Below are 10,783 nucleotides of genomic sequence, written 5' to 3' on the forward strand. Positions count from 1 at the left end.
GGTGGCGCCCCATGCCCGATCAAACACTTCCCGAAGATGACGCCCCGGATTTCGAGGCCGGCGGACACGCCGATCTCACCTGGTCCGAGGACGGCGCACCGCGCTCGGCCCGTTTCGGCGACGTCTATTTCTCAAAGGACGACGGCCTGGCGGAAAGTCGGGCGGTCTTCCTCGCCGGTTGCGGCCTGCCGGAGAGATGGGCCGGGCGGAAATCGTTCACCGTCGCGGAACTCGGGTTCGGCACGGGGCTCAACATTATCGCCCTTCTGGATCTGTGGCGGCGCCAGGGTCCGGCGGACGGGCGGCTGAACGTCTTCACCCTCGAGGCCTTTCCCCTGACGGCGGAGGAGGCGGCGCGGGCGCTCTCGGCCTGGCCCGAGGTGGCCGACATCGCCTCGGCCCTGATCGCCGCCTGGCCCGCCGGAACGCCCGGCTTCCACCGCATCGACCTGCCCGACTTCCGCGCCACCATCGACCTCGCCGTCGGCGATGCGGCCTGGGCGCTTGAGGAGTGGCAGGGCCATGGAGGCGTGGGGGCCGACGCCTGGTTCCTGGACGGCTTCTCCCCGGCCCTGAACCCCCTGATGTGGTCCGATGCGGTCATGGACGGGATCGCGGCCCGATCGGCGCCCGGCGCCCGCGTCGCCACCTTCACCGTCGCCGGGGCCGTGCGGCGCGGCCTGTCGGAGCGGGGCTTCGCGGTCGAGAAACGCCCCGGTCACGGACGCAAGCGCGAGCGGCTCGAGGCCCGCCTTCCCGAAGCGGGGGCCGAAGCCATGGCCGAAGCGGCCGCGCCGACCGGAACGCCCGCCTCGGTCGCCGTCATCGGCGGCGGGATCGCCGGCGCCTCGGTCGCGCGCGCCCTCAAGGCCCTCGACGTCCCCGTCGTGCTGATCGAGACCGAACGGCCCGGCGCCGGGGGATCCGGCTTCCCGGCGTCACTGGTCACGCCCCGACTGGACGCCGGGGACGCCGTCATCGCCGGCCTCCACGCCCAGGCCCTGGAGCGGGCCCGCACCCTCTATGCGGCGACGCCGGGCGCGGTGATCGCCTCCGGCGTGACCCAGCTGACCCAGGCCGATCGCGACGCCGTCCGCTTCGGCAAGGTCGCGGACCAGCCCTGGTGGTCCGAGGGTGAGATGACGGTCTTCGACGGCGGCCTGCACATGGCCGGCGCCCTGACCGCCGCCCCGCGACGGATCCTCGACGCCTGGCTGGAGGACGTTCCCGTCGTGACCGGTCGGGTCGACCGGATCGAGCGGGACGGCGAGATCCTGCGCCTGGTCGACGCAACGGGCCTGATCCTGGCCGAGGCCGCGGCCGTGGCGGTGACCGCCGGCTGGGGAGCGGCCGATCTGGCGCCCGACCTGACGCTGCGCCCCGTCCGGGGTCAGGCTGACTGGGTCGAGATGGAACCGGCGCCGGAAGCCACGGCCTGGGGCGGCTATCTCGCACCGACCGGGACCGGCTTCCTGTTCGGCGCCACCCACGACCGCGACGACACCACGACCGAGGTCCGCCCCGGCGACACCGACCGCAATCGCGCCGTCCTGGCCGCCCGCCTGCCCGCGACCGCCGACCTCATCGTCGGAACCCCGACGTCGGCGCGAGCCGCGATCCGTGCGACCACCGCCGACCGCCTGCCGGTCTGCGGCGTCCTGGAGGACGGGGTCTGGATCCTGGGCGGCCTCGGCTCGCGCGGCTTCTGCGTCGCCCCCCTGCTCGGCGAACATCTGGCGGCGACGATCGCGCGCGGGTCCTCGCCTCTTCCCGCCGGCTTCGCGGCCCGTCTGTCTCCCCGGCGTCTCCGGGGCGGGTGACGCGCGTCTTGCGCCGCCCCGCTTGCGCAGCCATGGGGCGGGGCGCACAGTCGCGAACCTGTTCAAGGAGCCCCTCGTGCGTCAGTTCCTGCCGGTTCTTCTTCCCGCCCTGGCCGTCGCGGCCTGTTCCGCCCCCGGCCAGATGGCGTCCGGGACAGCCTCCGAGGCGGTCTCGGGGGTTCCGCAACGGCAGTGCTTCTTCCAGCAGCAGATCGACAACTTCCGGGCCGGGTCCTCGACGACCTTGTATGTGAAGGTGCGCGGCGGCGACGTCTATGAGGTCAACACCTCGGGCGCCTGCACCGCCCTTCAGGATGCCTTCCGCATGGCGATCGTCGCCGACGCCGGGGCCAGCCGTCTGTGTACGAACGATTGGGTGACGGTGGCGGCGCCGGATGCGAACGGCCAGGGCCAGACGTGTCGCGCCCACATCGACCGGAAGCTGACGGAGGCCGAGGTCGCGGCTCTACCGGCCCGTTCCCGTCCTTGATAGGACGGGACGGTTCCCGCGGAAGGGATGCGGCCCGGTCAGTCTGGAAGGGACTTAAGCGACCGGGCCGCCCGCCCGGACTTACTACGTCCGGACCAGAGGCAATCTAGAGGACGCGCGCCCGGCGCGCGTCCTAACTTTGGTATGGACTTGCCACTTCGGGGGTATTTCCTGCCCCCTCAGGTCGCGAAAAGGGGTCGTTTCGGGCAACCCCCTCGCCTGTCTCTCCGGCCGGTTCAGGCGGCGCGGCGCTTGCCGCCCATCAGCATCGACAGGACGGCGCCCAGGGTCTCCGGCAGATCGGGGCGGGCGACCACCTTGTCGACCATCCCCTTCTCCTGAAGATATTCGGCGCGCTGGAAGCCGGGCGGCAGTTTTTCCCGAATGGTGCTCTCGATCACCCGCGCGCCGGCGAAGCCGATCAGGGCCCCCGGCTCGGCCAGGTGGACGTCGCCCAGCATGGCGTAACTGGCGGTGACGCCGCCCGTGGTCGGATCGGTCAGGACCACGACGTAGGGCAGCTGGGCCGATTTCAGCTCCTGCACGGCCAGGGTCGAGCGGGCCATCTGCATCAGGCTGAGCGCGCCCTCCTGCATCCGGGCGCCGCCGGCGGCGGTGAAGCAGACCAGCGGAACCTCACGGGCGATGGCGGCCTGGGCGGCGGCGATGAAGGCCTCGCCCGCCGCGGTGCCCAGCGATCCGCCCATGAAGCTGAAGTCCTGGACGATGACCACGGCGGGCGTGCCGTCGATCTCGCCGAAGCCGATCATCATCGTGTCCTTGCGGCCGGCCGCCTTGCGCGCCGCGCCGAGGCGATCCTTGTAGGACTTGCCGTCCGAGAACTTGAGCGGATCCTCGGGCACGTCGGGCGTATCGATCGCCTCGAACTGGCCGTCGTCGAAGGTGTAGCGCAGCCGCTGCTCGGCGTTCAGCCGCATGTGCCGGCCCGAGGGCGTCACCCACAGGGCGGCCTCCAGGTCCGAGCGGTAGAGCATCTCGCCCGAGTCCGGATCCTTCACCCAGAGATTGTCGGGGGTCTCGTTCGTGCGGCGGCTGACGATCTTGCGCACGCCCGGGGCGAAGCGCGAGAGCCAGCCGACCTTGGGCTTGTCATTGGGGGATTTGTTATCGGCCATCGGGGGTCTCTAGACGGTTTCGCCCACGCGCGCACCCCGGACGGCGTCGCCGAGGGCCTTCACCTTCGCCAGAACGCGCGGGGCTGCCGGTTCGTTCGCGGCAAGGGCGGCGGCGACTTCCTCGACCAGCACCGAACCGACCACCACGGCGTCGGCGACGCGGGCGATCTCGGCGGCGCGCTCGGGCGTCTTGACCCCGAAGCCGACGGCGACCGGCAGGCCCGAGGCCTTGCGGACGCGCTCGACGGCGGGGGCGACGGACTGGGCCTGGGCCTCCTTCACCCCGGTCACACCGGCGACCGAGACGTAGTAGACGAAGCCCGAGGTGCGCCGCGCGATGACCTTCAGCCGGGCGTCGTCCGAGGTCGGGGTGGCCAGACGGATCAGCGACACGCCGTTCGCATCAAGGGCGTCGGAAAGCGGATCGGCCTCTTCCGGCGGGCAGTCGACGACGATCAGGCCGTCGATACCGGCGGCGGCGGCATCGCGCGCGAAGGCCTCATAGCCGTGGCTCTCGATGGGGTTCAGATAGCCCATCAGGATCACCGGGGTGTCGGCGTCGGTCTCACGGAAGGCGGCGGCGAGCGCCAGCGTGCCCTTCAACGTCAGCCCGGCCTTCAAACCGCGCTGGGCGGCGCGCTGGATAGGCGGCCCCTCGGCCATGGGGTCCGAGAAGGGGAAGCCCAGTTCGATGATGTCGGCCCCGGCGGCGGGCAGACCCTTCAGGATGTCCAGCGCCTGGTCGCGCGAGGGATCGCCGGCCATCACATAGGCGACGAAGCCGGCCCGGCCCTCGGCCTTGAGCGCGGCGAAACGGGCGTCGATACGGGCGGTGGTCATTGGGCGGGCGGTCCGGCGGGCGCCGTCGGGGCCGGACGAGCGGCGCAAAGGTCGCCCGGAATGGTGGCGAAGCCGAGGTAACCGAGCGTCGTCGGCGTCGTCGCCGTCGCGGTGTCGTAGAAGGCCTGCATCTGAAGCCCGTCGCAACCGCCGCTCGTGCGGCGCTTGACGAAGACCACGCGGTTGTTGTCGCCGGCGGCGACCAGCCAGCCCTTGCTCTCGAAGTCGGAGATATAGGTCTCGGCCAGGGCGCCCACGCCGGTCAGCAGGGCCGACACGCAGAACGCCTTGCCGTTCAGCTCGTACAGATTTCCGCAATCCGGAGCCGGGGTGGCGCCGGCCAGAACGGGCGTGTCCGTCGCCGGCTGCCCCTGCTCCGCCGGAGTTTGGGCCGACGCCATACTGGCGGACAACAGAAGCGCCGTCGCGGCGATGGTCAGGATCTTCATGTTCACAGCTCCACACCCAGATATTTCGCGACCTGGAAGATATCCTTGTCGCCCCGTCCCGACATCAGCAGCACCACATCGCCGCCCTTGCCGACTTCCTTCGCGATCTCGCCGGTGCGGGCCAGGGCGTGGGAGGGCTCCAGAGCGGGGATGATGCCCTCGAGCTTCGAACACAGCTGGAAGGCGTCCAGCGCCTCCTGATCGGTCGCCGAGCGGTATTCGGCGCGGCCGATATCGTGCAGCCAGGCATGCTCGGGCCCGATGCCCGGATAGTCGAGGCCGGCCGAGATGGAGTGACCCTCGAGGATCTGGCCGTCGTCGTCCTGGAGCAGATAGGTGCGGTTGCCGTGCAGCACGCCGGGCCGCCCGCCCTTCAGCGAGGCCGCATGATCGGGCGTGTCCAGCCCATGGCCCGCCGCCTCGACCCCGATCAGCCGCACCCCGGCGTCGTCGATGAAGGGATGGAAGGCGCCGATGGCGTTCGACCCGCCGCCGATACAGGCGACCACGGCCTCTGGCAATTTGCCCATCCGGGCCATCGACTGGCTCTTGATCTCCTTGCCAATCACCGACTGGAAGTCGCGCACCATCATCGGATAGGGGTGCATCCCGGCCGCCGTGCCGATGATGTAATAGGTGTCCTCGACATTGGTGACCCAGTCACGCATCGCCTCGTTCATCGCGTCCTTCAGGGTCGCGGCGCCGGCGGTGACGGGGAAGACCTCGGCCCCCAGAAGCTTCATGCGGAAAACGTTCGGCTGCTGCCGCTCGACATCGACCGCGCCCATATAGACGGTGCAGGGCAGGCCGAAGCGGGCGCAGACGGTCGCCGTCGCCACCCCGTGCTGGCCCGCGCCGGTCTCGGCGATGATCCGGGTTCGGCCCATACGACGGGCCAGCAGGATCTGGCCCATGCAGTTGTTGATCTTGTGCGCGCCCGTGTGGTTCAGGTCCTCGCGCTTCAGCCAGATGTTCGCCCCGCCGAAATGCTCGGTCAGGCGCTCTGCGAAATAGAGCGGGCTCTCGCGACCGACATAGTGGGTCAGGAAGCCGTCCAGCTCGGCCTGGAAGCTCGGGTCCGCCTTGGCCGCCGCATAGGCCTCGTCCAGCTGCAGCACCAGCGGCATCAGGGTCTCGGGCACGAACCGGCCGCCATAGGGACCGAAACGGCCCTCGGCGTCGGGTTGAGCGTAGGCGTTGGGCAGGATGGCGTTCACAGGCGGACCTTCGAGCGGGCAGGCGTCGGAATTACGACCGCGCCGCCTTCAGAAACGCCGCAATCAGAGCGGGGTCCTTAACACCCGGGGCGCTTTCGACGCCAGAGGACACGTCCACCAGGGGCGCGCCCGAGATCCGGATCGCCTCGGCGACGTTTTCCGGGTTCAGCCCACCCGCCAGGAACCAGGGGTTCTTGAATGCCCCACCCTTGCGAATATGGCCGGCCAGCAGGGACCAGTCGAACGACGCCCCCACCCCGCCCGGCAGATCCGCGCCCTCGGGCGGCTTGGCGTCGAACATCAGATGGTCAGCGAAAGGCGCCCACTCGTCAGCCGCGCCGAAATCCTCCGCGCTCCGGATCGGCAGGGCCTTGATGATCCCGGCTCCGGTCAGTCGCCGGACCTCCTCGGCGCGCGCGGGCGTCTCGGAGCCGTGCAGCTGGATGAAGTTCGGTCGCAGCATCAGCCCGATCTCGGTCAGCAGCCGGTCGCCCGGATCGACCACCACCGCCACCACATTCGCCCGTCGCCGCGCCCGCTCGAACAGGGAGGCGGCCTCCAGCGGCTCGAGATGGCGCGGGCTCTTCTCGAAGATCACCGCCCCGACAAAGCGCGCCCCGCCGTCCAGCGCGACGTCGAGCGTCTCGGGAGTGGTCAGGCCGCAGATCTTCACGCCGGTAGTCATGCCCCGCAGGTGCGCGGCGGGCGGTCCGAGGTCAAGAGCCCACGAAGATCGCGTCAATGCCCGCCTGATCCAGCAACCGCCATTCGCCGGGCGCCAGATCGTCGGGCAGGCGTAAGCCGCCCAGCCGCTCGCGGTGCAGGGCCTCGACGTGGTTGCCGACAGCGGCGAACATGCGGCGCACCATGTGGTAGCGGCCCTCAGTCACCGTCAGCCGGGCCTCGGTCGGCGACAGAACCTCCAGCCAGGCCGGCGCCAGCGGCTTGTCCTCGCCCTCCAGCACCAGACCGCCCTGCTCAAACAGCGCGCCCTCCGTCCCGACCAGAGGCCGGGCGAGCGTCGCGCGATAGACCTTGGCCACATGTTTCTTCGGGCTGATCACCCGGTGCAGCAGGTCGCCATCGTCGGTCAGCAGCAAGAGGCCCGAGGTCTGTTTGTCCAGCCGCCCGATGGTCGAGAGGGCCGGGTCGCGACGTTTCCAGCGCTCCGGCAGGATGTCATAGACCAGCGCCCCGTCTTCCTTGCGCGAACAGGTCATGCCCAGCGGCTTGTTCAGCAGCATGACCAGACCCGCGACCGGATCCAGCGGCTCGCCGTCGATCTCCATCCGCGACGGCAGGTCCGGCGTCACCGGAATCCGCTTCGACACATCCGTCAGATCGACGCCGTCCAGTACGATGCCCCCGACCTTGCCCAGCCGTGCGATCTCGGTCCGCGAGCCGTAGCCCATGGAGCCGAGCAGCTTGTCGACGCGGCTCGTAGGGGTCTTCATTTCACAGCTTCGAACAGCTTGTAACCGCCGCCGTCGCCGACCGGGGTCACGCGCTTGAAGGCGTCCTTCAGCTCGGCCTCATAGGGCAGGTGACGATTGGCGACGAGCCACAGGACCCCGCCCTTCTTGAGCATTTCCGCGGCCTTCCTGATGAAGGCCTGACCCAGACGCCGGTCCTCGGCGCCGCCGTCGTGGAAGGGCGGATTCATGACGATGAAGTCGAGGTTCCCCTCGCCTTCCAGCGTCCGCACGTCGGCCCAGTCGAAACTCGCGCGCGGATCCTCGACATTGCGTTTCGCGGCCTCGACTGCGCGCCGGTCGGTGTCGACCAGCTTCAGGGCCGTCACCGCGGGCGAGCGCAACACCACCGTCGACAGGGCGCCGTAGCCGCAGCCGAGGTCGGCGCCCTTGCCCTTCAGCGGCGGCAGGACCTGGGCCAGCAGGGCCGACCCGCCGTCGATCCGGTCCCAGGCGAAGATGCCGGGCTGCGACCAGGCTTCCAGACCCTCGACCAGACGCGGCGCGCCCGCCTCGATGGCCGCTTCGATCCCGGTCATGCTCTCCGGTTTGATGACCACGCAGCGGCGGTGATGCGCCTTGGCCGTCTCGCCGATCTCAACGCCGAAGGCCTCCAGTTCTTTCTTCAGGCGCGAGCCACCCTTGTCCTTGGGGGCCATGACGTCCAGCCGCCCGCCGACCTTCAACGCCTTGAGCGCCAGCGCCAGGGTGTAGCGCCGTTCCAGCACGCCGGGCGGGGCATAGATCATGATCTCGTCGGCCGAGCCGGGCTCAAGGCTTTCCAGCGGGGTCGAGCCGGGGATCAGGGGCGAGGTTTGGGTCGCGGCGCCGGGCGGATCGAAGACCAGCGGCGGCCGTCCATAGAGGATCGTGTTCATCGCGGCGCCTATAGCCGGTTCCGCCTCGAACAGGAAACCTCAGCCCTCAGCCAGCAGCGCCTCGACCTCGTCGCGCGTCGGCAGGGACGGCTGGGCCCCGGCCCGGGTGGCGGCGACGGCCCCGGCGGCGCAGGCGAACTTCAGCGCCTCCGCCGGCTCCATCCCGTCCAGCAGGGCCACGGTGATGGCGCCCACGAAGGCGTCGCCCGCGCCGGTGGCGTCCACCGCCGTGATCTTCGGCGGACTGGCCCAGGCGATCTTGACCCCGCGCTGGTACATCTCGGCCCCGCGCGCGCCTTGGGTGATCACCACCCGGCCGCCGCCGTGATGCAGCAGGTCGCCGTAGAAGGCGGCCTCCCCCTCATTGACCACGATCAGGTCGGCGCGGCGCAGCAGGGCCTCCGACACCGGCGCCGCCGGGGCCAGGTTGGCGCAGACGAAGCCGACGGCGCGGCCGACAGCGGCCTCCACCGTCGCGATCGGCAGCTCCAACTGGACGATCAGCGGCCCCTCGATCCGGGCGGGCAGCTGTTCGGGCGTAACCATGTGGTTGGCGCCCGCCGCGACCACGATCTGGTTCTCGCCCGACGGATCGACGGCGATCAGGGCGACGCCGGTCGGGGCGGCGATATCGACCTCGACCCCCGCCAGATCGACTCCGAAATCCTCCATCAGGGCCAGGGCCACGCCCGCCATGCCGTCGTCGCCGACGCGGCCGATCAGGGCGACTTCGGCGCCCAGCTTCTCGGCCGCCAGAGCCTGATTGGCGCCCTTGCCGCCCGGATGGCGCATCAGGGTCGCGCCCGTGACCGTCTCACCCGGCGCCGGCAGGCTGGGGGCGGAGGCGACGAAGTCGAGGTTGATCGAGCCGACGACGGTGATGTTCATCCGACGGCCTTTCGCGACGGGGCGGCGCCTTTCAGCGTCGCCGTGATCAGGTCGAACACCCCCTGCCCGTTCGCTTGCGTCGCCCAGTGATGTCGCGCGGTCGCGGGGTCGATGCGGAACTCCACCGCCGTATGGCCGCGGGTCAGGTCGGACGCGGTCTCGACCTCGATCCGGCAGGGCCGGGTCTCGAACAGTTCGGGCTTGAGCAGCCAGGCGACGGTGCAGGGGTCATGCAGCGGCGCCGCATCCCAACCGACGACGGTCCGCTCGATCCGCTGGGAGAAGCGCAGCATGGAGGCCGTGGCGTCGGCGGCCGGTGTGCCGATGGCCTCGATGGCGGCGATCCTGTCCTCGGTCGCGCGCACCTGATGGGTGGCGTCCAGACCCATGACGATCATCTCGCAGCCCGAGGCGAAGACCTCGGCCGCCGCATCCGGGTCGGCCCAGATGTTGAACTCGGCCGAGGCGGTGATGTTGCCGCCTTCACTGCGCGCGCCGCCCATGACGACGACACAGCCGACATGGGCGGCCAGCCCGGGCTCCTTGCGCATGGCCAGGGCGACATTGGTCATCGGCCCCATGACCGACAGGGCGACTTCACCCGCCGGCCGGCTCATGACCAGATCGATGATGGCGTCGACCGCATGCCCCTTAGCCACGGGCGCCTCGGGTTCGAAGGCGGTCAGGTCGCCGGTCCCTTCCAGTCCATGGAACTCGCCCGCCCCGGCCGGTTCGCGCACCAGAGGCCGCTCGGCGCCCGCGAACACCGGCACATCCCCGCGCCCGGCGATCTGGCGCATGATCCGGGCGTTGCGCGCCGTCGCCGTCACCGGGACATTGCCGCCCACCGTGGTCACCGCCAGCAGCTCCAGCCCGGGCGCGGCGAAGGCGAGGAACAACCCCACGGCGTCATCCACCCCGGGGTCGCAATCGATAATCAGGCTACGCGTCGTCATCGCGACAGGTTTGGCGAGGGTCGGGGCGAAGGGCAAGCCTCGCCTTTTCCCTAGCCTGCGCGGCTCTGCAGCGTCTGGATCTGGTCGAACACCCGGCGGGCGTTCTCGATGCCGATGAAGCGGGCCGTCGGGTCAAGGCTGGGCACCCACTGGCCGACGTTGGCGCGACGGAAGAGGTTGAAGCCGATCTCCTGTCCGAAGACGATGGAGCCACGATCGCCCATGCCGGCCTTGAACCGCACCTGCGCGCCCCGCGTCAGATCCACGACGACCAGATCGCTGCCCAGACCCGCAAAGGCCGGGCGACGATGGATAACCGCTCTTCGATCGGTCAGCAGATAGTCGGTCCGGGCGCGGACCCAGATGTCCTGAACGAAACGGCCGACGCTCATATAGACGCCGACCACGACGAACAGACAGGGCATCAGGGTGAAGAGCGAGAACGGCATGGACCAGATCGCCTGGCCGCCGATGAAGACCGCCATTCCGGCCCAGATGAAGCTGAACGGCACCAGGAAGATGTCGATCGGCGCGAACCTCAGCCCCTGCTGCGGCTTGCCCGACCAGAGCACCTTCTCTCCGGCCAGCAGATAGCTGCGAATGTCGTCGGCCATGATGTCCCCCCGGACCTGTTAAG

12 protein-coding genes are annotated in these 10,783 nt (G+C 70.1%); 2 read left to right on the forward strand and 10 right to left on the reverse strand.

From position 1 onward, the window contains the following. Nucleotides 1-11: 11 nt before the first annotated feature. Together mnmC2 and ACW172_RS04235 are read left to right on the forward strand one after the other, a co-directional pair. The gene (gene mnmC2 / locus ACW172_RS04230; protein WP_492033940.1) at nt 12-1,820 is read left to right on the forward strand and encodes a tRNA (5-methylaminomethyl-2-thiouridine)(34)-methyltransferase MnmC2; all 1,809 of its coding nucleotides are present in this window, start codon (nt 12-14) and stop codon (nt 1,818-1,820) included. Between the two features lie 76 nt (nt 1,821-1,896). Beyond that, the gene (locus ACW172_RS04235; protein WP_492033941.1) at nt 1,897-2,310 is read left to right on the forward strand and encodes a DUF6491 family protein; all 414 of its coding nucleotides are present in this window, start codon (nt 1,897-1,899) and stop codon (nt 2,308-2,310) included. Nucleotides 2,311-2,546: 236 nt separating this feature from the next. Here ACW172_RS04235 and accD read toward each other — a convergent pair whose 3' ends face one another. Genes accD through ACW172_RS04285 form a run of 10 tightly spaced genes read right to left on the reverse strand, consistent with a single transcriptional unit; the run spans nt 2,547 to nt 10,760 of the window. After that, nucleotides 2,547-3,446: an acetyl-CoA carboxylase, carboxyltransferase subunit beta gene (gene accD / locus ACW172_RS04240; RefSeq protein WP_492033942.1), complete on the reverse strand. Its 900-nt coding sequence runs from the start codon at nt 3,444-3,446 to the stop codon at nt 2,547-2,549. A 9-nt stretch (nt 3,447-3,455) separates the two neighbouring features. Further along, nucleotides 3,456-4,286 (reverse strand): tryptophan synthase subunit alpha, encoded by an 831-nt coding sequence (gene trpA, locus ACW172_RS04245; protein ID WP_492033943.1) that lies wholly within the window; start codon nt 4,284-4,286, stop codon nt 3,456-3,458. Next, nucleotides 4,283-4,735, reverse strand: a complete 453-nt coding sequence (locus tag ACW172_RS04250; protein WP_492033944.1) for a hypothetical protein — start codon at nt 4,733-4,735, stop codon at nt 4,283-4,285. The genes trpA and ACW172_RS04250 overlap by 4 nt, the downstream gene beginning before the upstream one ends. Nucleotides 4,736-4,737: 2 nt before the next feature. Beyond that, nucleotides 4,738-5,952, reverse strand: coding sequence for a tryptophan synthase subunit beta (trpB, locus tag ACW172_RS04255; protein WP_492033945.1), 1,215 nt, complete (start codon nt 5,950-5,952; stop codon nt 4,738-4,740). Nucleotides 5,953-5,983: 31 nt separating this feature from the next. Beyond that, the gene (locus ACW172_RS04260; RefSeq protein WP_492033946.1) at nt 5,984-6,637 is read right to left on the reverse strand and encodes a phosphoribosylanthranilate isomerase; all 654 of its coding nucleotides are present in this window, start codon (nt 6,635-6,637) and stop codon (nt 5,984-5,986) included. Between the two features lie 31 nt (nt 6,638-6,668). Further along, nucleotides 6,669-7,406, reverse strand: a complete 738-nt coding sequence (locus ACW172_RS04265; RefSeq protein ID WP_492033947.1) for a pseudouridine synthase — start codon at nt 7,404-7,406, stop codon at nt 6,669-6,671. Further along, nucleotides 7,403-8,302: a class I SAM-dependent methyltransferase gene (locus ACW172_RS04270; protein ID WP_492033948.1), complete on the reverse strand. Its 900-nt coding sequence runs from the start codon at nt 8,300-8,302 to the stop codon at nt 7,403-7,405. The genes ACW172_RS04265 and ACW172_RS04270 overlap by 4 nt, the downstream gene beginning before the upstream one ends. 39 nt (nt 8,303-8,341) lie before the next feature. Continuing rightward, on the reverse strand, nt 8,342-9,190 hold the full coding sequence (locus ACW172_RS04275) for a ribokinase (protein ID WP_492033949.1): 849 nt from the start codon (nt 9,188-9,190) through the stop codon (nt 8,342-8,344). Next, entirely contained in the window at nt 9,187-10,146 is a 960-nt protein-coding gene (locus tag ACW172_RS04280; protein ID WP_492033950.1) for a nucleoside hydrolase, read from the reverse strand. Before ACW172_RS04280 ends, ACW172_RS04275 begins: the two co-directional genes overlap by 4 nt. Nucleotides 10,147-10,196: 50 nt before the next feature. Next, entirely contained in the window at nt 10,197-10,760 is a 564-nt protein-coding gene (locus ACW172_RS04285; RefSeq protein WP_492033951.1) for a hypothetical protein, read from the reverse strand. Between the last annotated feature and the right edge of the window lie 23 nt (nt 10,761-10,783).

Source organism: Brevundimonas sp. ALps5, assembly GCF_058681645.1.

Excerpts from the sequence above, each read along its gene's own strand:
- accD (WP_492033942.1), bottom strand. The coding sequence starts at position 3,446 with ATGGCCGATAACAAATCCCCCAATGACAAGCCCAAGGTCGGCTGGCTC.
- ACW172_RS04265 (WP_492033947.1), bottom strand. The coding sequence starts at position 7,406 with ATGAAGACCCCTACGAGCCGCGTCGACAAGCTGCTCGGCTCCATGGGC.
- ACW172_RS04280 (WP_492033950.1), bottom strand. The coding sequence starts at position 10,146 with ATGACGACGCGTAGCCTGATTATCGATTGCGACCCCGGGGTGGATGAC.
- ACW172_RS04260 (WP_492033946.1), bottom strand. The coding sequence starts at position 6,637 with ATGACTACCGGCGTGAAGATCTGCGGCCTGACCACTCCCGAGACGCTC.
- ACW172_RS04250 (WP_492033944.1), bottom strand. The coding sequence starts at position 4,735 with ATGAAGATCCTGACCATCGCCGCGACGGCGCTTCTGTTGTCCGCCAGT.
- ACW172_RS04270 (WP_492033948.1), bottom strand. The coding sequence starts at position 8,302 with ATGAACACGATCCTCTATGGACGGCCGCCGCTGGTCTTCGATCCGCCC.
- trpA (WP_492033943.1), bottom strand. The coding sequence starts at position 4,286 with ATGACCACCGCCCGTATCGACGCCCGTTTCGCCGCGCTCAAGGCCGAG.
- ACW172_RS04285 (WP_492033951.1), bottom strand. The coding sequence starts at position 10,760 with ATGGCCGACGACATTCGCAGCTATCTGCTGGCCGGAGAGAAGGTGCTC.
- ACW172_RS04275 (WP_492033949.1), bottom strand. The coding sequence starts at position 9,190 with ATGAACATCACCGTCGTCGGCTCGATCAACCTCGACTTCGTCGCCTCC.
- mnmC2 (WP_492033940.1), top strand. The coding sequence starts at position 12 with ATGCCCGATCAAACACTTCCCGAAGATGACGCCCCGGATTTCGAGGCC.